This window comes from Streptomyces sp. NPDC018693, from assembly GCF_044391385.1.
GTDB lineage: Bacteria > Actinomycetota > Actinomycetes > Streptomycetales > Streptomycetaceae > Streptomyces.
On record NZ_JBIRZZ010000009.1, the window covers coordinates 223,705 to 244,586 of the forward strand.

Annotated in this window: 17 protein-coding genes and 1 pseudogene; 9 read left to right on the forward strand and 9 right to left on the reverse strand. The window is 71.5% G+C overall.

What is annotated here, in order from left to right; genetic code table 11:
- The first annotated feature begins 75 nt into the window (after window positions 1-75).
- From ACH5AC_RS24120 to ACH5AC_RS24130, 3 genes are all read left to right on the forward strand, one after another.
- Window positions 76-1,194, forward strand: coding sequence for an LLM class flavin-dependent oxidoreductase (locus ACH5AC_RS24120; protein ID WP_398864118.1), 1,119 nt, complete (start codon window positions 76-78; stop codon window positions 1,192-1,194).
- A gap of 116 nt (window positions 1,195-1,310) precedes the next feature.
- Window positions 1,311-3,041, forward strand: a complete 1,731-nt coding sequence (locus ACH5AC_RS24125) for an amidohydrolase family protein (RefSeq protein WP_398864119.1) — start codon at window positions 1,311-1,313, stop codon at window positions 3,039-3,041.
- 20 nt (window positions 3,042-3,061) lie between these two features.
- Window positions 3,062-4,507, forward strand: coding sequence for an aldehyde dehydrogenase family protein (locus ACH5AC_RS24130; RefSeq protein ID WP_398864120.1), 1,446 nt, complete (start codon window positions 3,062-3,064; stop codon window positions 4,505-4,507).
- A 33-nt stretch (window positions 4,508-4,540) separates the two neighbouring features.
- Here ACH5AC_RS24130 and ACH5AC_RS24135 read toward each other — a convergent pair whose 3' ends face one another.
- The 3 genes from ACH5AC_RS24135 to ACH5AC_RS24145 are packed head-to-tail and all read right to left on the reverse strand — an operon-like array spanning window position 4,541 to window position 5,513.
- Complete coding sequence (locus tag ACH5AC_RS24135; protein WP_398864121.1) at window positions 4,541-4,840, reverse strand: type II toxin-antitoxin system PemK/MazF family toxin; 300 nt, start codon at window positions 4,838-4,840, stop codon at window positions 4,541-4,543.
- A complete protein-coding gene (locus ACH5AC_RS24140; RefSeq protein ID WP_398864122.1) occupies window positions 4,837-5,067 on the reverse strand; it encodes a hypothetical protein in 231 nt (76 codons plus the stop codon). Before ACH5AC_RS24140 ends, ACH5AC_RS24135 begins: the two co-directional genes overlap by 4 nt.
- A gap of 50 nt (window positions 5,068-5,117) precedes the next feature.
- Window positions 5,118-5,513 (reverse strand): nitroreductase/quinone reductase family protein, encoded by a 396-nt coding sequence (locus ACH5AC_RS24145; RefSeq protein ID WP_398864123.1) that lies wholly within the window; start codon window positions 5,511-5,513, stop codon window positions 5,118-5,120.
- Between the two features lie 327 nt (window positions 5,514-5,840).
- Here ACH5AC_RS24145 and ACH5AC_RS24150 point away from each other — a divergent pair, with 327 nt between their 5' ends.
- The 3 genes from ACH5AC_RS24150 (at window position 5,841) to ACH5AC_RS24160 (ending at window position 9,985) form a co-directional block, all read left to right on the forward strand.
- Entirely contained in the window at window positions 5,841-6,701 is an 861-nt protein-coding gene (locus tag ACH5AC_RS24150) for an LLM class F420-dependent oxidoreductase (RefSeq protein WP_398864124.1), read from the forward strand.
- Window positions 6,702-6,789: 88 nt separating this feature from the next.
- The gene (locus ACH5AC_RS24155) at window positions 6,790-9,357 is read left to right on the forward strand and encodes a bifunctional FO biosynthesis protein CofGH (RefSeq protein ID WP_398864125.1); all 2,568 of its coding nucleotides are present in this window, start codon (window positions 6,790-6,792) and stop codon (window positions 9,355-9,357) included.
- A 49-nt stretch (window positions 9,358-9,406) separates the two neighbouring features.
- Window positions 9,407-9,985 carry a hypothetical protein gene (locus ACH5AC_RS24160; protein ID WP_398864126.1) on the forward strand — a complete coding sequence of 193 codons (579 nt, stop codon included), beginning with the start codon at window positions 9,407-9,409 and terminating at the stop codon, window positions 9,983-9,985.
- On the opposite strand, the gene ACH5AC_RS24165 is transcribed toward ACH5AC_RS24160, so the two are convergent.
- Complete coding sequence (locus ACH5AC_RS24165) at window positions 9,969-10,472, reverse strand: DUF2165 domain-containing protein (RefSeq protein WP_398864127.1); 504 nt, start codon at window positions 10,470-10,472, stop codon at window positions 9,969-9,971. The genes ACH5AC_RS24160 and ACH5AC_RS24165 overlap by 17 nt on opposite strands.
- 367 nt (window positions 10,473-10,839) lie before the next feature.
- Window positions 10,840-11,316 carry a hypothetical protein gene (locus tag ACH5AC_RS24170; RefSeq protein ID WP_398864128.1) on the reverse strand — a complete coding sequence of 159 codons (477 nt, stop codon included), beginning with the start codon at window positions 11,314-11,316 and terminating at the stop codon, window positions 10,840-10,842.
- A 564-nt stretch (window positions 11,317-11,880) separates the two neighbouring features.
- On the opposite strand from ACH5AC_RS24170, the gene ACH5AC_RS24175 reads away from it, so the two are divergent.
- On the forward strand, window positions 11,881-12,159 hold the full coding sequence (locus ACH5AC_RS24175) for a hypothetical protein (protein WP_398864129.1): 279 nt from the start codon (window positions 11,881-11,883) through the stop codon (window positions 12,157-12,159).
- A gap of 155 nt (window positions 12,160-12,314) precedes the next feature.
- Window positions 12,315-13,511: an ADP-ribosylglycohydrolase family protein gene (locus tag ACH5AC_RS24180; protein WP_398864130.1), complete on the forward strand. Its 1,197-nt coding sequence runs from the start codon at window positions 12,315-12,317 to the stop codon at window positions 13,509-13,511.
- Here the strand turns inward: ACH5AC_RS24180 and ACH5AC_RS24185 are convergent.
- Window positions 13,429-14,087: pseudogene (locus ACH5AC_RS24185) on the reverse strand (hypothetical protein); the annotation flags it as partial. The gene ACH5AC_RS24180 and the pseudogene ACH5AC_RS24185 overlap by 83 nt on opposite strands.
- 38 nt (window positions 14,088-14,125) lie before the next feature.
- Entirely contained in the window at window positions 14,126-14,914 is a 789-nt protein-coding gene (locus ACH5AC_RS24190) for an SDR family oxidoreductase (protein WP_398864132.1), read from the reverse strand.
- Window positions 14,915-14,989: 75 nt separating this feature from the next.
- On the opposite strand from ACH5AC_RS24190, the gene ACH5AC_RS24195 reads away from it, so the two are divergent.
- On the forward strand, window positions 14,990-15,817 hold the full coding sequence (locus ACH5AC_RS24195) for a hypothetical protein (RefSeq protein ID WP_398864133.1): 828 nt from the start codon (window positions 14,990-14,992) through the stop codon (window positions 15,815-15,817).
- 23 nt (window positions 15,818-15,840) lie between these two features.
- On the opposite strand, the gene ACH5AC_RS24200 is transcribed toward ACH5AC_RS24195, so the two are convergent.
- Window positions 15,841-17,712, reverse strand: a complete 1,872-nt coding sequence (locus tag ACH5AC_RS24200) for an MFS transporter (RefSeq protein WP_398864134.1) — start codon at window positions 17,710-17,712, stop codon at window positions 15,841-15,843.
- Window positions 17,713-17,890: 178 nt separating this feature from the next.
- Window positions 17,891-20,692, reverse strand: coding sequence for a D-alanyl-D-alanine carboxypeptidase (locus tag ACH5AC_RS24205; RefSeq protein ID WP_398864135.1), 2,802 nt, complete (start codon window positions 20,690-20,692; stop codon window positions 17,891-17,893).
- Window positions 20,693-20,882: the final 190 nt, after the last annotated feature.

Consider the following 20,882-nt stretch of genomic DNA (forward strand, 5'->3'; position numbering starts at 1 on the left):
AGCTATTGACGGTGCATACCGGCGGTGCCAATCTGACGAGCCGTCAGCCAACTGAGACCGGGACGGTGAGCCTCCGTGGAATTCGGGCTGTTCGTACAGGGATACGTGGGCAAGCGCGCCGAGACCGACCCGCTGGCCGAGCACAAGGCGCTGATGGAGGAGACCGAGTACGTCATCCAGGCGGACAAGTCCGGCTTCAAGTACGCCTGGGCGTCCGAGCACCACTTCCTGGACGAGTACTCGCACCTCTCCGCCAACGACGTCTTCCTCGGCTACCTCGCCCACGCGACCGAACGCATCCACCTCGGCTCCGGGATCTTCAACCCGCTGGCCCAGGTCAACCACCCCGTCAAGGTCGCCGAGAAGGTCGCCATGCTCGACCATCTCAGCGGCAACCGCTTCGAGTTCGGCTCGGGGCGGGGCGCGGGCTCGCACGAGATCCTCGGGTTCCTGCCCGGCATCACCGACATGAACCACACCAAGGAGATCTGGGAGGAGACGATCGCCGAGTTCCCCAAGATGTGGCTCCAGGACGAGTACGTCGGCTTCCAGGGCAAGCACTGGTCGCTGCCGCCTAGGAAGGTGCTGCCCAAGCCGTACGGCAGGTCGCACCCGGCGATGTGGTACGCGGCCGGGTCGCCGCCGTCGTACGCGATGGCCGCGCGGAAGGGGCTGGGGGTGCTCGGCTTCAGCGTCCAGAAGGTGTCCGACATGGAGTGGGTGCTGGAGCAGTACAAGACGGCGATCGTGAACGCGGAGCCGATCGGCGACTTCGTCAACGACAACGTGATGGTGACCACGACGGCGATCTGCGCGCCGACGCACGACGAGGCGATACGGATCGCCGTGAACGGCGGGCTGCACTATCTGCCCTCGCTGGTCTTCCGCTACCACGACACGTTCCCCCGGCCCGAGGGGTTCCCGGTGTGGCCCGAGACGCTGCCCGAGTACACCGCCGAGTTCGTCGAGCTGCTGGTGGAGGAGGAGCTGCTGATCTGCGGGGACCCGGACGAGGTGCTGCGCCAGTGCAAGCGGTGGGAGCAGGCCGGGGCGGACCAGCTGAGCTTCGGGCTGCCGGTGGGGGTGCCGAAGGAGGAGACGCTGCAGACGATTCGGCTGATCGGGGAGCACGTGATTCCGAAGATCGACACGGATCCCGTGCATCGGACCACGCGGTTCCGTCGGGGGGCCTGATGTCTCGTCGGCGGCTGCGGGCTGTCTGTGGCTGGTCGCGCCCACGCGGCGGAGCCGCATATCGATGCAGCCCCGCGCCCCTGGCTGAGTGACCGCAAGCCCAGGAGGTGAACCTCATGCTTGATCACGTCATCAAAGGCGCGACCGTCGTCGACGGGACCGGCGCGCCCGCCTACACCGCCGACGTGGGCATACGGGACGGCCGTATAGCCGCGCTCGGGACGATCAGCGAGGACAGCCGGTCGGCCGAGGACGCCACCGGCCTCGTCCTCGCCCCCGGTTTCGTCGACCCCCACACCCACTACGACGCCCAGCTCTTCTGGGACCCGTACGCCACGCCCTCCCTCAACCACGGTGTGACCACGGTCGTCGCCGGGAACTGCGGCTTCACGCTGGCGCCGCTGCACCCGGAGCGGCCGGAGGACGCCGACTACACGCGCCGGATGATGTCGAAGGTCGAGGGCATGTCGCTGGTCGCGCTGGAGGAGGGGGCGCCCTGGAACTGGCACGGCTTCGGGGAGTATCTGGACGCCCTGGAGGGGCGGACCGCCGTCAACGCGGGCTTCATGGTGGGGCACTGCGCGCTGCGGCGGTACGTGATGGGACCGGACGCGGTGGGCGGCCAGCCGAGCCGGGAACAACTGCGGGAGATGCTCCAGCTCCTGCACGAGGCGATGGACGCCGGCGCCTGGGGCCTGTCCACCACCCAGTCCTCCACCCACTCCGACGGCGACGGCAGACCGGTCGCGTCCCGGCACGCCGAACCCGCCGAACTGCTCGCCCTGTCGAAGGCGGTCGGGGAGCACGAGGGCACGCAGATCGAGGCGATCGTCGCGGGCTGCCTGGACCAGTTCAGCGACGCCGAGATCGAGCTGCTGGTGGAGATGAGCACCGCCGCCGGACGCCCCCTGAACTGGAACGTCCTGACCATCGACGCGGCGGTCCCGGAGCGCGTGCCCCGGCAGCTGCTGGCGAGCGAGCGGGCCCGCAAGGCGGGCGGCAGGATCGTCGCGCTGACCATGCCGATCCTCACGCCGATGAACATGTCGCTCGGCACCTTCTGCGCGCTGAACCTCATCCCCGGCTGGGGCCCGATCCTGGGCCTCCCGGTGCCGGAGCGGATCGCCAGGCTCCGCGACCCCGACGTACGGGCCGAGATGCTGCGGCACGCCCGGTCCAAGGAGGCCGGCGTCTTCCGGCGGCTCACGAACTTCGCGCGGTACGTCATCGGCGACACCTACAGCGACGCGAACCGCGGCCTGACCGGCCGGGTCGTGCGGGACGTCGCGGCGGAACGCGGCCAGGACCCCTTCCACACCCTGGTCGAGATCTGCGCGGCCGACGACCTGCGTACGGTGCTGTGGCCGATGCCGACGGACAACGACCCGGCGTCCTGGGCGCTGCGCGCCGAGACCTGGCAGCACGAGGACGTGCTGCTGGGCGGCTCCGACGCGGGCGCGCATCTGGACCGCATGTGCGGGGCGCCGTACACCACCCGTTTCCTCGGTGACTGTCTGCGCGGCCGGAAGCTGGCCGGGCTCGAGCAGGCGGTGAAGATGCTGACGGACGACCCGGCGCGGCTGTTCGGGCTGCGGGAGCGCGGCCGGATCGCCCGGGGCTGGCACGCGGACCTGGTCCTCTTCGACCCGGAGCGGATCGACGCCGGTACGGCCACCCTGGTGCACGACCTGCCGGGCGACAGCCCCCGGCTGGACTCCAGGGCGATCGGCGTACGGGCCGTCTGGGTCAACGGGGTCGAGGCGATCCGCGACGACGTGGTGACCGGGGCCGTACCGGGGCGGGTGCTGCGCTCCGGACGGGACACGCGGACGGTGGCCACGCGGTGAGGCGGCGCGACGGGGACGACGTGAGGCAGCGGCTGTTCGTCGGCGGGGAGTGGGTGGAGCCGGAGGGCGGGCAGTACGCCGTCATCGACCCGGCGTCCGAGGAGACCGTCGGCTGGGCGCCCGAGGCGTCACGGGAGCAGGTGCGGGCGGCGTGCGCGGCGGCCCGCGAGGCGTTCGTACGGTGGTCGCGCACCAGCCCCGACGAACGGGCGGCGGTGCTGGCGCGCACCGCGCGGATCATCCACGACCGGGCGGCCGAGTACACGCCCCTCGCCCAGGCCGAGACCGGCGCCACGACGGGCACCGCGCGCGCGATGCAGGTCGGGGTCGGGGCGGCCCGGTTCCGCCGGTACGCGCGCGTGGAGCCCGCGGAGTGGGGACTGCCGCCGCAGATCAGCGAGGCCGGGCCGATGGGGAAGGCCGGGGTGACGGGCGCGCTGGCCGTCCGCCAGCCGGTGGGCGTGGTCGCCTGCGTCACCTCGTACAACAACCCCTGGGCGAACCCGGCCGGCAAGGTCGCCCCGGCCCTCGCCATGGGCAACACGGTCGTCGTCAAACCCGCCCCGCAGGACCCTCTTTCCGTCTACCGCATGGCGGAGGCGCTGGAGGCCGCCGGGGTGCCGCCGGGCGTGGTGAACGTCGTGTCGGGCCGCTCGACGAGCGTCGGCGAGGAGAGCGTCGCCTCCCCGGACGTCGACATGGTCAGCTTCACCGGGTCCACGGCCGTCGGCCGGAGCATCGCCGAGGTCTGCGGCCGCGACATGAAACGCCAGCTGATGGAGCTGGGCGGCAAGGGCGCGGCCCTCGTCTTCGACGACGCGGACATAGGGTCGGCGGTGTCCGGGATCGGCACGACGTTCTCCTTCTACAGCGGCCAGATCTGCACGGCGCCGACGCGGGTGCTGGCGCAGAGGGGGGTGTACGAGCGTCTGGTGGCCGGACTGGCCGCGTACGCGGGCCGGTTGAGGCTGGGCGACCCCCGGCAGCCCGACACCGTGATCGGTCCGGTGATCTCGGCCGCTCACCGCGACCGGATCGAGTCGTACGTCGAACTCGGCCGCAAGGAAGGCGCGGTGGTCGTCACCGGTGGCGAACGCCCCCCGCAGGACCGCGGCTTCTACGTCGCCGCGACCCTCCTCGCCGACTGCACCAACGACATGCGGGTCGCCCGCGAGGAGATCTTCGGCCCGGTGGTGACGGTCATCCCCTTCCACGACGAGGAGGAGGCCGTCGCCCTCGCCAACGACTCCGACTACGGCCTCATCGACTACGTCTGGTCCGGCGACGTCGCCCGCGCCTTCCGCGTCGCCCGCCGCCTGCGCGCCGGTGGCATCGGCGTCAACACGGTCGCCCGCAACATGGAAGCCCCCTTCGGCGGCTTCAAGAAGAGCGGCGTGGGCCGCGACGTCGGCTCCTACGCCCTGCACGCGTACAGCGAGCTGCAGGCGATCGTGTGGCCGGGGTGAGAGGGGCGGACGGTGTGAGGGCGCGCTGCGGGGCTACAGGTCGAAGACCGCCCGCAGGCCGATCTCCACCGCTTCCATGACACGCTCGTCGACCGGGCCCAGGCCATCGGTGAACCGAGGAGCGGACAGGGTGCGGAACTCGCCGAGCACGATCGTGCCGACGGAGGGTGAGTCGACCGGGATGTCCACGAGGGTGGCTTCCCGCACCTGCTGCGGGTAGATCAGTACGCAGGTCGCCGACTTGTTCTGCGCGTTGAGGGCGTCGGACGAGAACACCAGGACGTGGGCGGGACCTCCGGAGAAGGACAGTTCGTAGACGTGCCCCCGCTTCACCGGCCCGCCACCCGACCCCACCGCTCCAGGGTGGCTTCCTCGCTCTCACCGGGCTCCGCGGCCGTGACCGTGATCCCGGCCTCCGCACGCAGACGCGCGGACCGCTCCAGCTCCTCGGCGAGCATCTGGCGGCGCAGTATGCGGGCCGTATAGGCGGAGGCATTGCCCTTGGCCTTCACGAAGGCGGCCACGTCATCCGGCAGGCTCATCGTCATGTTGACCGTCATACGGCCATCATGCCATGTGTCATGCCTGGTCTGTCCAAGATCGCCTGGCTTCAGGCCGGATCCAGATCCACCCGCACCGTCATCAGCCCCGTCCCGATCACCCGTACCGCCGCGCTGTTGAAGCGGGGCAGGCTGCGCAGGCGGGCCACCGGGTCGTCGTCCGGCATGAGGTGGGCGGTGCCGGTGTGCCAGCGGCCCCGGATGCGTACCCGTACCTTCGGGTCCGCCTTGATGTTGCGGATGTACTGCGACCGTTCGCCGAACTCGGACACCAGCCAGAAGGAGTCGCCGATACGACGGCCACCCACCGGTGTGCGACGGGGCCGGCCGGAGACACGTCCGGTGGTCTCGACGACCGTCTGGGTGGGCAGGCGGCGCAGGACCGGGTTCAAGCGGCGCTGGACGGCCGTCGCCGCGCGGAATCTGAGCTCGCTGAGACGGGACATGGCCCCATGGTCGCCGGTCCCGCAGGGCGAGTGCCAGCGTCCCGGTCGCCATGTTCTCCCGCACCGTCTCGCGCACCGTACGGGCCGCCCTGCCGGCCGCACTCCTCCTGCCCGCGCTGTCCTCCTGCGCCCTCGACGGCCCCGAGGAGTACGGCATCGGGCAGCGCACCGTCACCGTGCGGACGGGCCAGGAGTTCTCGCTGGTCGTGCCTTGGCATCCGGACGACTCGGGTCCCCGGACACTCCCAATGCCGACCAGTCGGTATGGACAGCTGCCCTTCCTCCCGGTAGAGATGGGCACAGCAGCCGCAGACCGAGAGGCACTCCATGCGCATCGCCGTCACGATCTTCCTCACCGACGAGACGATCACCCCGATCCGCCTCGCCCGTGAGCTGGAGCAGCGCGGGTTCGCCGGGCTCTATCTGCCCGAGCACACGCACATCCCCGTCGAGCGGACCACGCCCTACCCGGCGGGCGGCGAGCTGCCGCGCGAGTACGGCCGTACGCTCGACCCGTTCGTGGCCCTGGGGCAGGCCGCCGCCGTCACCGAGCGGCTCGGTCTCGGCACCGGCATCACCCTGGTCGCCCAGCACGACCCGATCGACCTCGCCAAGCAGATCGCCACCCTCGACCACCTCTCCGGCGGCCGCTTCACCCTCGGCGTCGGCTTCGGCTGGAACGTGGAGGAGGCCGCCGACCACGGCGTCGAGTGGCGCACCCGCCGCGAACTAGCCCGTGACCGGATGGCGTTGATGCGGGCCCTGTGGGCGGACGAACCGACCGCGTACGAGGGCGAGTTCGGCAGCGTCCGGGCCAGCCACGCCCACCCCAAGCCCGCCCAGAAGCCGCGCGGCCCGGTCACCGGCCCCCGTACCCTCGTCGGCGGGGCGGCCGGCCCCAAGCTGTTCTCCCACATCTGCGAGTACGCCGACGGCTGGCTGCCCATCGGCGGACGCGGACTCGGCGAATCCCTGCCCCGCCTGCGCACCGCCTGGACGGACGCCGGCCGCGACCCGTCCACGCTCCAGGTCGTCCCGTACGCCGTCCACCCGAGCCCGGGCAAGCTGGCGCACTACGCCGACCTCGGCATCGAGGAGGTCGTGGTGCAACTGCCCCCGGCGGGGGAGACGGAGGTCCTGCGGGCCTTGGACGCATACGCCGAGTTCCTCTCAACGAAGGCCCAGTGAGGCAAGTCAGGGGCGCGGGGAACTGCGCGACCAGCCCCAACGCACCCGCACCCGGCAAACGCAGCGCAGCCCTCCGTATCCTCAAAGGATGACGACCTCCCCGACCGAGAACTCCACGCGTCGCGCCCTCAAACGCGCCAGGGACGGCGTCGCCCTCGACGTCTCCGAGGCGGCCGTGCTGCTCCAGGCCCGCGGCGAGGCCCTCGTGGACCTCGCCGCGTCCGCCGCCCGGGTACGGGACGCCGGCCTGGAGGCGGCCGGCCGGCCCGGCGTCATCACCTACTCCAAGAGCGTCTTCATCCCGCTCACCCGGCTCTGCCGGGACAAGTGCCACTACTGCACCTTCGTCACCGTCCCCGGCAAACTCCGCCGCGCCGGACACGGGATGTTCATGTCCCCGGACGAGGTCCTCGACATCGCCCGCCGCGGCGCCGCCCTCGGCTGCAAGGAAGCGCTCATCACCCTCGGCGACAAGCCCGAGGACCGCTGGCCGGAGGCGCGCGAGTGGCTCGACGCGCACGGATACGACGACACCATCGCCTACGTCCGCGCCATCTCCATCCGCGTCCTGGAGGAGACGGGCCTGCTCCCGCACCTCAACCCGGGCGTGCTGACCTGGACCGACTTCCAGCGCCTCAAGCCGGTCGCCCCGTCCATGGGCATGATGCTGGAGACGACCGCGACCCGCCTGTGGTCCGAGCCCGGCGGCCCGCACCACGGCTCCCCGGACAAGGAACCGGCCGTCCGCCTCCGCGTGCTGGAGGACGCCGGCCGCTCCTCCGTCCCCTTCACCTCGGGCATCCTCATCGGCATCGGCGAGACCTACGAGGAGCGCGCCGAGTCCCTGTTCGCGCTCCGCAAGGTCTCCCGGGCCTACCACGGCATCCAGGAACTGATCATCCAGAACTTCCGCGCCAAGCCGGACACCGCGATGCGCGGCATGCCGGACGCGGAACTGGACGAACTGGTCGCCACGGTCGCCGTCGCCCGCCTCCTCCTCGGCCCGTCCGCCTGCCTCCAGGCCCCGCCCAACCTGGTCGACAGCGAGTACGAGCGGCTGATCGGCGCGGGCATCGACGACTGGGGCGGGGTGTCACCCCTGACGATCGACCACGTCAACCCCGAACGCCCCTGGCCGCAGATCGACGACCTGGCGGCGAAATCGGCGGCCGCCGGCTTCGAACTGCGCGAACGCCTCTGTGTCTACCCGGAGTTCGTCCGCCGGGGCGAACCCTGGCTGGACCCGCGCCTGCTCCCGCACGTCCGCGCCCTCGCCGACCCGGAGACCGGGCTGGCCCTACCGGACGCGGTGGTCGAGGGCCGCCCGTGGCAGGAACCGGAGGAGGTCTTCGTTCCGTCCGGCCGCACGGATCTCCACACCACCATCGACACCGAGGGCCGTACGACCGACCGCCGCGACGACTTCGACGAGGTGTACGGCGACTGGGGCGCCCTGCGTGAGGCCGCCGCACCCGGCATGGCACCCGAGCGCATCGACACGGACGTACGACAGGCCCTGCGCACCGCCGCCGACGACCCCACCAGGCTCACCGACGCCGAGGCCCTCGCCCTGCTGCACGCGGACGGCCCGGCCCTGGACGCGCTGTGCCGGGTCGCCGACGACGTCCGCAAGTCGGCGGTCGGCGACGACGTCACCTACATCGTCACCCGCAACATCAACTTCACCAACGTCTGCTACACCGGCTGCCGCTTCTGCGCCTTCGCGCAACGCCGCACGGACGCCGACGCGTACACCCTCTCCCTCGACCAGGTCGCCGATCGCGCCCAACAGGCGTGGGACGTGGGCGCGGTGGAGGTCTGCATGCAGGGCGGCATCCATCCGGACCTGCCCGGCACGGCGTACTTCGACATCGCGCGGGCCGTGAAGTCCCGCGTCCCCGGAATGCACGTCCACGCCTTCTCGCCCATGGAGGTGGTGAACGGCGCCACCCGCACCGGCATGTCCGTCCGCGAGTGGTTGACGGCCGCGAAGGAGGCCGGCCTGGACTCGATCCCCGGCACGGCTGCCGAGATCCTGGACGACGAGGTCCGCTGGATCCTGACCAAGGGCAAGCTGCCGACGGCCACCTGGATCGACGTCGTCACGACCGCCCACGAACTGGGCATCCGCTCCTCCTCGACGATGATGTACGGCCACGTCGACCAGCCCCGCCACTGGCTCGGCCACCTGCGCACCCTGGCCGGGATCCAGCAACGCACCGGCGGCTTCACGGAGTTCGTGACCCTCCCCTTCATCCACACCAACGCGCCGGTGTACTTGGCGGGTATCGCACGCCCGGGCCCCTCGATGCGGGACAACAGGGCGGTGACGGCGATGGCTCGTCTCCTGCTGCATCCCTGGATCCCCAACATCCAGACGAGCTGGGTGAAGCTGGGCACGGACGGCGCGGCGGAGATGCTGCGCTCCGGAGCGAACGACCTGGGCGGCACCCTGATGGAGGAGACGATCTCCCGCATGGCGGGCTCCTCCTACGGCTCGTACAAATCAGTCGGGGACCTGATCGCGGTGGCGGAGACGGCAGGCCGCCCCGCCCGCCCCCGCACCACCCTCTACGGCGAGGTCCCGGAGGAGCGCCGGCGGGCCGCGGAAGCCTCGGACGGCCACCTGCCGGAACTGCTCCCGCTCGTGGACTGAGTACGATTATCCGGCCCCCGGCATCGGGGGCCGGAGACTGAGGAGATGCGTGCCCGTGCCTGCCCGACGGCTTCCCTCGTGGGCCTGGGTCACCGGCCTGACCACCGGCGCGATCGCCGGAGTCGCGGTGCTGGCCGTCCAGGCCGACCGGGGCGTCCACCCCGAGGCCACGGCGGCGACCCGCCCGACGGCCACCCCCTCGGCAACGCCTCGGCCCGCCCCCACGGCCCCGTCGGCGATCACCCCGACGGAACTCCCGGAGGGCTCGGGCACGGGCCGCCGTATCGTCTACTCCCTCGCCCAGGACCGCGTCTGGCTGGTCGACGCCGACGGCGAGGCCCGCCGCACCTTCACGGTCTGGCCGGGGACGGTCGACCCCGACCCCGGCACCTACACGATCTCCGTCCGCAAGAGCGCCACCACCGGCTCCGACGGCGTCGCGATCGAGCACATCATCTACTTCACCGTGAAGTCCGGCGTGAACATCGCCTTCTCCAACGCGGTCGACGGCTCCTCCCCGCCCCCCGCCACCGGCACCGCCACGGGCGGCATCCGCATGGGCAAGGAGGACGGCAACGCCCTGTGGAAGTTCGGGGCGACGGAGACGAGGGTCAAGGTCGTCGAGTAGCCGGCGTCATCTGCACGACGATCAGTACGACGCCGCTGACCAGGAACACCCGGGTAGCGGCCTCCAGCCCGTTCCAGTCACCGGACTGCCACATCGCGAACCACTCCCCACCGATCCCGATGAACCCGGCCCCGAACAGCAGCATCAACATCAACAGCCCGTACGTGGACAGCCGACGGGCGCGCCCCTGGTCCCGCCGCGCCCAGAACCACGTCCCCGCGATCAGCACCAGCGCGGCCACCGTCTCCCACACGATGATCGCGACATACACCGCATCCTGAACCCCCTTGTTGGTGATCGCCCTCCACATCACGTCCTCATCCTTGAACGTCGTGTCCATCGCCAGCACATGCTGCACGAACTGCTGATTGGTCCCGAAGTCGGTGATGTTCCCAAGGGCGACGAGCGTGATGTAGAGCGCGAGCGTTCCGGTGAGCACACCGGCGGCGAGCGTGAGCCCGGTGTGACGCGTGGGGGTAGTGGTCATGGCCGGTATCTTCCCGGCCCGGTCCCTTTCCCCCGCTCGTATTCCGCCAGAATCCGGCCCGTCACCGAGCCCAGCGACGGGGGGCGGTGGACCCGCTCGACGGTACCGTCGAACTGGCACGAGTGAAGCGGAGGAGGACGGGAAGGCGCTGGTCCGGTGCCTCATCGCCACCGGCGACTGGACCGACGCCGACCACGCACCGGCCGACATACTGGCCGCGGACCTTGGCTGGTTCGTCTTGGCCAACTGGTCCCACGCCGGGCGGAGGCGGCCTCGGCCCGCGACGCGATCCAGGCGCGCTACGCGGACTGGCAGGACGGTTGGCCGGATATACGAGCTACACGGTGCGGCACCAACACCGGCCTGCTCACCCCTGATCGGCAGCGGAGTCGTCGTGCTCACTGCTTACGCCATCAGGCGTGAACGGGCCGGTTGCGGGGGCTACGCATTTGTCGATGACGGTGTTCTCGCCGGCCGCCGAGCCGTCCAAGCAGAGCCGTCCCCCCTTGTTGCGCAGGTCGAGGAAGAACCGCGTGGTCGCACCGGACTGCCTGAGGTCGTGTATGTGCTCGTCGACGTAACCGAGGTCGTTCAGAATCGTCCGGACTTTGGTTGGGGTTGGATCCTCCAGATCCCAGAGCGCCTGGGCAATGCGCTCTTCATGGAGGGCGCCGGCGCACCAGTCGCGAGCGTTCAACTCCACCTCCGGACCCGCCGTGGGGGCGATGGGCTCCACGTCCGGCGGTATTTCCACCGAACCGGGTGGCAGGGTCTGCGCCGGACCGGTCGGCGGTGCTTCTGGCGGGGCACTGGGGGGACACGACTGCGCGACCTTGTCCAGCATCGCCGTGAAGGCTGCGCCGGGCCGGACCTCAGCAGCGTCAGCAGGCTTGCTTTGCGGTCCGTTGGCGCTTGTCTTCTCGGTGCCGCAGGCGGCGAGCGCCAGAGCGGCAAGAGCTGCTATCGCGAGCGATAGCCGTGGGCGGCGCGGGGAGCCGGCAACCGTGCTGGTCAGGGGAGAGGTTCGTCTCATGCGCCCAGTCTCCGATCAAGCCGCCCGCTGCACGTGAGTACACGTACTCACGTGCAGCGGGGCCCTCGCTCAATGAGCGGACCCGATCAAGCATCCGGCCGCCTTCCTGGCCCACCGTCTCGCCGCCCAACTGCCGCCGCACCTCCCCACCCCGCCTCCCCGCGCCACACCACCCCGCCCGGCCCCCCTCCAGAACTGCGACGGCTGCGACCGCGCCTTCCGCTCCCCGGAACCCGGCCGCTGCGGCGATTGCCGGTCGGCCCCCGCCGCCGCATGAGCGTCTGGGCGAGGCGAGTGGTGAGCGCCGCGTCGCCGTCGTACCGCCTGTTCCACCGGTACCGTACGAGGACCGAGCCACCCGCACCGGAGGTCACCGTGAGTGCCCGGACCGACGGCCCGTACGGACCGCTGATCCCCATGCCCGAGCTCACGCCGGACGCCCTGCGGGCAGCGGTCGCGCGCATTGCCCCGAGCCGGATCCCGGCGCGCACGCAGCACCTGTTCGAGGCGACGACGAACGCGCAGCAGACGCAGAGCCTTGCGCACTGCGAGCCTTCGTGCTCCCCCAGAGGGGGCACCCCCACCTGGGCCGTGTTCGTGGCGATCGAACGCCACCCGGAGCGTGCCGCCCGGCTGCGCGAGACCGGGCTGTGACGGACTGGGCCTGGCGTCTACGGCTGAAAAGCGACGCTTCCGGTCACTTTCCCTACACCCCGCTCACCTTTTCTCTCCCGGAACCGACCGTCTCCGTTCGATTACAGTGCTGAACTGTCCTGGACACGCACGGGTGACGGTGGGGAGGTCCTGGGGTGGGTGCGACAGCCGGCGTGGTCTGGGGGCGGGCCGAGCAGCAGGACTTCCGGAGTCGGGTGCGGGGGACGTTGCTCGGGGCGGCGGTCGGGGACGCGCTCGGGGCGCCGGTCGAGGGGATGTCCGTGGAGGAGATCCGAGGCGCGTGCGGGCCGGAGGGGGTTGTCGACCTCACCCCCGCCTACGGCCGGCGCGGTGCTGTCACCCACCTCACGCAACTGTCGCTGTTCACCGTCGACGGGCTGATCCGGGCGCAGGTGCGCCGGGACACCGGCGCGTGGCATCCGCCGACCGATCTGCACCGGGCGTATCTGCGGTGGGCGGCGACGCAGCGGGACTGGGGGCCGGACGAGCGGCGGAAGGACGACGGGTGGCTGGCGCGGGAGGAGTGGCTGTACGCGCGGCGGGATCCGACGCGGGCGCTGCTGATGGGGTTGGGGGACGACACGATGGGGACGTTGGAGAAACCCAAGAACGCTGATGCGGCGGGGCCGGAGGTCGTGGTCCGGTCGGCGCCGTTCGGGTTGCTCGTGGGGTGGGAGCCCCAGCTTGTCGCCCAGCTGGCGGTCGAGTGCGCGGCTCAGACCCACGGTCACCCCACCGCCTGCCTCGCGGCGGGCGCGTACGCCGTGACCGTGCATGCGCTGGCTCGCGGCGAGAGTCTCGACGCCGCCGTGCAGCGGGCGCTGGCGCTGCTGGCCGCACGGGTGGGGCATGAGCCGGTGAGCGATGCTCTGCAGCATGCGCTGGGTGCCGTACGGCAGGGGATGCCGGGTCCGGCGCGGGTGGAGGAGCTGGCGGGGGAGGGGCAGGCGGACGGGGTGCTGGCCGCTGCCGTGTACTGCGCGCTGGTCGCCGAGGACGTACGGCACGGGCTGCGGCTCGCGGTGAATCATGGCGCTCCCTCCGCCGCCACGGCCGCGCTCGCCGGCGGTCTGCTCGGTGCCCTGCACGGCGAGACGGCCCTCCCGCCGGCCTGGTTGGCCGAGCTGGAGGGCCGTCCGACGATCCTGGAACTGGCCGACGACTTCGCGATGGAGATGACCCAGGGGCCGGCCCTCCACAATCCGGCGGGGGCATCGCCGGGGTGGCTGGCGCGGTACCCAGGGGGAGCTAGTCCTTCACCGGCGTCGGGACCGCGTCCCGGGGCTCCGGGACCACCGCGGCGACACCGGTGCCGTCCCCGTCCGTGTTGATCCGGCCGATGATCGCCAGGCGCTCCGGGGTGTCCTCCGGCTTCACGAACCTCACCAGGATGTACAGCACCAGCGACACCGCCAGCGGAATCGACACCTGGTACTGCAGCGGCACCCCGCCGTCGATCTGCCAGCTGATCGGGTAGTTGACCAGCCAGAAGGCGAGCAGGCCCATCGACCAGCTCGTGAGGGCCGCGGTGGGGCCCGAGCGGCGGAACGGGCGGAGCAGGCCCAGCATCATCGGGATGGCCATCGGGCCCATAAGACCGGCGACCCACTTGATGACCACGGTGATGATGTCCCCGAAGGTGGGGGAGTTGAATGATGAAGAGGAAGGCCAGCAGGAAGACCGTTCTGTACAGGCCGACCAGCGGCTTCTCGTGGCCTTGCGGCGCCGGCTCGTCCCAGGCGCCGAAGAAGCCGATGCCCTTGTTTGTCGAGTTCGACGACCACCGCGACGAACATCGCGATGCCGGCCAGAAGTTGGATCACGAACTGGCCCAACTCCGTCAGCGCGTCCGCCCACAGGCCGCCGATGGTGCAGTAGATCGCGGTGACGGTGCCGGTGATCGTAACTGTGTCCTTAGTTCATAGTCATGAACGGCCCGAAAGGCTCACCGCATCAGCTCCCCCGCATTGACCAGCAGCGACTGACCCGTGATCGCCCGCGCGCGCTCCGACGCCAGGAACACCACCGCGTCCGCCACATCCCCGTCCGTGGCCAGGTCCGGCAGCGCCACCCGCCCCGTCAGTCGCGTCAGCACCTCGTCCTCCGGCACCCCCTCCGCCCGCGCCGCGGACCGCACGTACGTCTGCACCTGCGGCCCCCACATCCAGCCGGGCAGCACCGAGTTGACCCGGATCCGGTACGGGCCCAGCTCCCGCGCCAGTGAGTACATCGCGCTGGTCAGCGCGCCCTTGGACGCCGCGTAGGCCGCCTGCCGCACCTGGGAAGGCGCCGCCACGGCCGACTGGGTCCCGATGAAGACGACCGACCCGCCGCCCCGGGCCTTCAACCCCGGCAGACACGCCCGTGTCATCCGCAGCGTGCCCAGCAGGTTCACCTCGATCACCCGCTGCCAGGCCGCGAAGTCCGCGTCCTCGACCCCGCCGAAGTACGAGTCCCGGGCGGCGACATGCACCACGGCGTCGATCCCGCCGAACCGCTCCACCGCCAGCCCCGCCAGCGCCGCGCACCGCGCCTCGTCGGTGATGTCGGTCGCCCGGTACGCCGTCCGCGCCCCGCCCGGATCCAGCTCCGCCGCCGCCTTCGCCAACTGCGCCTCCGTACGCGCCCCGAGAACCGCGTTGCCCCCGTCCCGTACGACGGCCGCCGCGACCTGGCGCCCGAGCCCCGCCCCGACCCCCGACACCACGACCGTCTTGCCCGCGAGCAGTGACATGGCTGGCCTCCCCAGGGCTGGCGCACTATCTGACGGGGCGTCAGAGTATGGGTGACCGCAGAAAAGGGGAATGCCATGAACAGCGACCTCTACGCCGAGCTGGCCGCCGTGGGACCGTACGACGTCCCGTTCGGCCACGCGCTCATCACCATGGTCGAACCGCACCCCGGCCACGAGTACGCCTACAACCGCTGGTACGAGGACGACCACTACTACGCGGGCGCGATGGCCATGCCCTGGATGTACGCGGGCCGCCGCTGGGTGGCCACCAGGGAGCTGCAACTGCTCCGCCACCCGGAGAAGTCGGCGATCGCCGAACCGGTCACCGCCGGCTGCTACCTCTCGACGTACTGGATCACCCGCGGCCGCTACGACGACCACATGCGCTGGACGGTCGCCATCAACCGGCGCCTCAACCGCGACGCCCGCGTCTACCGGGACCGCACCCATGTCTTCACGGCCTTCCAGGACCGCGAGGCGACCGTGTACCGGGACGGGGCGGCGGGGCCCCGGGACTTCCACGCGCTGGACCATCCGTACGCCGGGCTCGTCCTGGAGGTGGTGGACAGCGAGTCGGCGGAGCAGCGCGCCGAGCTGCTGGAGTGGCTGCGAGCCCGCCATCTCCCGAAGCGGCTGGCCGGCTCACCGGCCGCGATGGTGACCGTCTTCCGGCCGACCCCGCTCCCGCTCGACCGCATGACGTACGTCAAGCAGGTCGAGGGCGTCGACACCCGGCTGACCCTGCTGTGGTTCCTGGAGGAGGACCCGAGGGAGTGCTGGAGCGGCCACTTCACCGGGCTCGGTGAGCAGGTGGCGGAGTCGGGGCTGGGCAGGGTCGAGCTGGTGGCGCCGTTCATACCGACGGTGCCGGGCACGGACCGCTACGTCGACCGGCTGCGGTGACCGGCCGAAGCCGGGCCGACCGGCTACGGCGACGTGAGCGGGACCCCTTCCTTCAGCTCGTCCGGGCACGGGGTGCCCCGCGGCAGCTGGTAGGGCGCCGCCAGCCGGTACGTGCCCGCCTGCGGAGCGAGCAGCACCGTCCAGGTGACGCCCTCGGCGTCCTCCTCGGTCTCGATCAGGCAGCCGTTGACGTTGTCGTACGTCTTCGGCTCCCCCTCGGCCCGGTCCTTGGACGCCTCCGTCTCCTGCGGCGCCTTCAGGCTCTTGCCGTCCTCGTCGACGAGGCTCAGCCACGGCGAGTACGGCATCCGCACCAGGATCGGCCCCGGCTGCTTCACCTCGATCGTCCACTCCTCCTGATCGGCGAGCAGCACCTCGGCGTTCGGCTCGGCGAGCGGTGTCGGGTCGGTGACCTTGAACAGCTGCCAGTTGGCGTCGCCCCAGATCTGCTGCAGATACGGCAGCCCGCGCTGCACCAGCTCCCGCTCCCGCTCGCCGCCGTCCCCGTCCGGCTTGTCCTTCGAGAGGACCACGTAGTGCACGGCCCAGCGCTCCAGCCACTCGTGGTAGTTCGCGCTGTTCAGGGTGTCGTCGTAGAAGAGCGGGTTGCGCTTCATGTCGGCCTGGCGGTTCCAGCCGCGGGCCAGGTTGACGTACCGCGCCAGTGCCGACGCCTCGCGGTGCGAGCGGGCCGGTACGACCTCGACCCGGACCCGGTCGGCGCCGACCTCCTGCAACTCGTTGACCAGCGGGGCGAGCTCCCGCGCCCAGGCCGCCTCCGGGGTCGTACGGACCACGTCGTCGACCGACTTGAAGCCGATCCAGACGACGAACCCGGCGGACGCCAGCACGATCGCGTACCACTTCAGGGTGCGCGGCGCGGCGAACGGCAGGGCGCACACCAGCACCACGCCCGCGAACAGCATCGACAGCCGGGTGATGTTCGACCCGATCTGCGAGCTGATCAGCCACACCAGCAGCACACTGAGCCCGTACACGGCCGCCGTGAACCGTACGGTCTTCCAGTCGCGCGGTACGACGGCGTAGACGACGCCCGAGAACAGCATCGGCAGGACGGACGAGCCGAACGTCATCGGCTGGGTGCCGGAGAAGGGGAACGCGAGGGCGGAGACGGCGACGACGGCCGCCGGGGCGAGCCCCAGCGCCCAGGCGCCCGGCAGCCGCCGCTGCAGGAACAGCGCGACGGCGACCAGGCCGACGAACAGGCCGGCGACCGGCGAGCCCATGGTGGCGAGCGCGGCGAGGGGCGCCGCGCACAGCGCCTTCGCCCACCGCTTGTAGCGCCAGCGGTACGGCCAGCAGAACACGACGGCGACCGCGCCGAGCGCGAACATCGTGCCGAGGCCGAAGGTGACGCGGCCGGACGCGGCGTTGCACAGCAGGCCGAAGACACCTACCAGCGCCGGCCACAGGGGTTTCTTGACCGGCCGGCAGCGCAGCAGGATCAGCGTGAGCAGGCCCGCGGAGAGCGTGCCCGCGATCATCATCGTCGTACGGACGCCGAGGACCGACATCAGATACGGCGAGACCACGCTGTACGACACCGGGTGCATGCCGCCGTACCAGGCGAGGTTGTACGCGGAGGCGGGGTGGCGGCCGACGAACTCGGCCCAGGCGTCCTGGGCGGCCAGGTCGCCGCCGCTGTTCGCGAACGTGAAGAACCAGACGACGTGGAGGGCGCCGGAGAGCGCGGTGACGGAGAGGACCAGGTGGCGGTCGAGCAGCCCGCCGAGGCGTCTCGGCCAGGATGGGCCGGCAGGGTCGGCAGGGTTCGCAGGGTCGGCAGGGCGGTCCGCCGACGGCGGTATTCGCGGGCCGGTGGTGTCCGGGCCCGTACCGGTGTCGTCGGCGCGCGTCGGCTCGGCAGTGGCCACCTTCAGGTACTCCCCGTGTCCCGTCTTCTGCTGTCGGAAGCGGCCCGTCGGTCGGCCCGGCCGGCTTCCGCGTCACGGCCGCCCGGGTAGGCGACCTGTCCGTTTCGTGAAACTAGCACGCAGCCCGCCGGGGGGACTCCCCCGGCGGGATGACGTGGTGCGGAGCCGACCACGGTGGTCAGCCCATACGCGTGAGCTTGTCCATGAAGCCCGGTTCGACCAGATCGGTCTGGAGCGCGACCGGGACCTTGACCGCCCCGCTCGTGCCGCCGTCGCCGACGGTCAGGGTGCCGACCTGGGTGCCCGCCTTCGCGGAGTGCGGCAGGTCGTCCGTGACGAAGGACAGCTCGACCTCCAGGCCCGCCCAGCCGGCCGCGGTGACGTCCTTGGTGACCACCACGGGCGTACGGCCGCCGAGGCCGTCGTCGACATGGCCGACGATGTCGCCCTTCTTCAGGATCGTCGCCGACTGCAGGGCGCCCTGCGCGGCGCGGATCAGCTTGTCGCTGGAGTCGAGGGCGGCGGCGAGGATGCCGCCGCCGACGTCCGGCTGGCGCAGCACCGCGCCGACGATGGTCCGCGTCTCGCCGCCGGCCTCCTGCTTCGCGGCGAAGACGAGGTTGCCGAGGGCCGAGGTGGTGGTGCCGGTCTTGATGCCGACGACGTTGTTCGTGCCGACCAGGCGGTTCCAGTTGCGCCAGCGCTCGCCCTTGTAGTCGTAGTACTCCATCATCGCCGCCACCTCACGGAAGACGGGCTGGGTCATCGCCGCCTTGCCGAGCTTCACCTGGTCGACGGCCGTGCTGACCGTCGTGTCGTTCAGGCCCGAGGGGTCGGTGTACGTCGTGTTGCTCATGCCGAGGTCCCGGGCGGCGGCGTTCATCTTCTCCACGAACGCCTCCTCCGAGCCGGCGTCCCAGCGGGCGACCAGGCGCGCGACGTTGTTCGCGGACGCGATCAGGAGGGCCTGCAGGGCTTCGCGCTCGGTGATCTCGTCGCCCTCGTAGACGTGCACGGTCGACTCGGCGCCCGCGACCGACTGCTCCTCGGCGAGCCGGTCGATCTTGATCTTGGCGCCGTCCTCGCCGCTCTTCATCGGGTGGTCGCGCAGGAGCACGTACGCGGTCATGACCTTGGCGACGCTGGCGATCGGGACGGGCTTCTGCTCGCCCGACGAGCCGAACGTGCCGATGCCCTGGACGTCGAGGGCGGCCTGGCCGCTGGCCGGCCAGGGGATGGTGGGCTGGTCGCCCTCGAAGGTGTAGGTCGATTGCGCTGTGAGGTCGAGGGTGGGGGTGGGGACGGGGCGCAGACTCTGTACGGCCGCGAAGACGATCGCCAGCAGGACGATCAGGGGGGTCCAGATCTTGACGCGGCGGGCGAGTGTGCGCAGGGGGGTGGGCGGGGGTGGCGGGGTGTTCGTCAGCTCGGCCAGCAGGTCCAGCGGGGGCTTGGGCGGGAGCGGCTGCTGGGTGGTGCGCTCGGGGGTGTGGGTGGTGTGGGGGGTTGGGGGCTTGAGGGGGACGAACTTGCTGGTGCGCTCGGGCTCGGTGGGAGCCTCCGGCTTGGGCTCGGGCTTGGGCTCGGGGGTGAGCTTCAGCATGGTGGTGGGCTGGTCGACGGACGGCTTCGGCGGCCGTACCGCCTTGAAGACCGCGGTCGGCTGATCGACGGCCTCGGCTGCGCCTTCGTCCGTCGTCTTCCCACCCGCACCGCCCGTGCGGGTTTCGTGGTCGGGTGCGGGTGGCCCCTGTGGGGTGTCCTCGCCGTCGGCGACCGCGGCTTCGTCTGCGGTCGGCTGGTCAGCGGCCTCGGCTGCGCCTTCGTCCGTCGTCTTCCCACCCGCACCGCCCGTGCGGGTTTCGTGGTCGGGCGCGGGTGGCCCCTGTGGGGTGTCCTCGCCGTCGGTGACCGCGGCTTCGTCTGCGGTCGGCTTGTTTGCGGGCTTGTCTGTGGCGGACGGGCCCGCGCTCGGCTTGGCCCAGGTCAGTCCGCCCCCGGTCGCCCGGCCTCCGGCCGGCTTGTCCTCGGGGGCCGCCGTCCCGGGGCGGGCGCCCTTGGACGGGTCGGCGGGCTTCGGCGCTTCGGCCTTGGGGTGGTCGTCTGCCGTCGGCTCGTCGGCGGCGGCGCCGCGGTTCTCGCTGTCGTCGGTCGCCTTGGGGGCCGGGCGGCCAGCAGGTGCCGTGGACTTGGCCCATGACGGGGCGCCGGGGCGGCCCTTGGCGGGCGTACCCGTGCTGCTGGGCGGCTCAGGCGCGCTGGAGGCGTCCGCGGCGTCCTGGGCGTCCGTGGGGGGCTCGGGGGCCTCGGAGGGGCTCTCGGGGGCGCTGGGGGCCTTCGAGGCGGCCTGCGGGGCAGTCTGCGGGGTGGCCTTGGACGGGTCCTGCACGTCGGCCTTGGACGGGTCCTGCACGTCGGCCTTGGACGGGTCCTCCACGTCGGCCCTGGACGGGTCCTCCAAGTCAGCCTTAGACGCGTCCTCCAAGTCAGCCTTGGAGGCGGTCTCCGGGGCGGTCTCGGACGCCGCCGCCGGGGTGGCCTTGTTGGCGGCCTTCGGAGTGGCCTTGGACGGGGCTTCCGGGGTGGCCTCGGAAGCGGCCTCCTTGGTGGCGGCCTTCGGAGTGGCCTTGGACAGGGCTTCCAGGGTTGCCTTGTCGGGGGCGTCCGCGGTGGCCTCGGAAGCGGCCTCCGGGGTGGTGGTCGTGGGAGTGGCCTTGGGCGGGGTCTCCGGGGTGGCCTTGGAGGGAGCCTCCGGGATGGGGTCCGGGGTGGGCTCCGGTTCGGAGGCGCGGGTGGACGGCGTGATCAGGTCTCGTACCGAGAGGACTTTCGTCGCCGTGTCCACGCCGCCGCCGCGGGGTTCCGGGGAGCTCTCGCGGGTCACCGCGGAGCGCGGGTCGGGAACCGGGCCCGTGCTCCCCGACGTCGGTTCGGCCGACGACTCACGCTGCTTCGAACTGTCGGGGGACTCGCCCGCCACCGATGCCTCCTCGATTACCGTTCTCGTACGAACTACGACCCGTAGACCCGTACGTGTACCGCCCGCCGGACCACGGCTCCAGCGCGATGTCCGAAGCATGTACCAGTGTCCTGTGTGCGGGCCTGACCCAAGCCGTAGACGAGAACGACATACCTGCCGGTTCCCTTACAAACAGGTCACGCACCCTCGA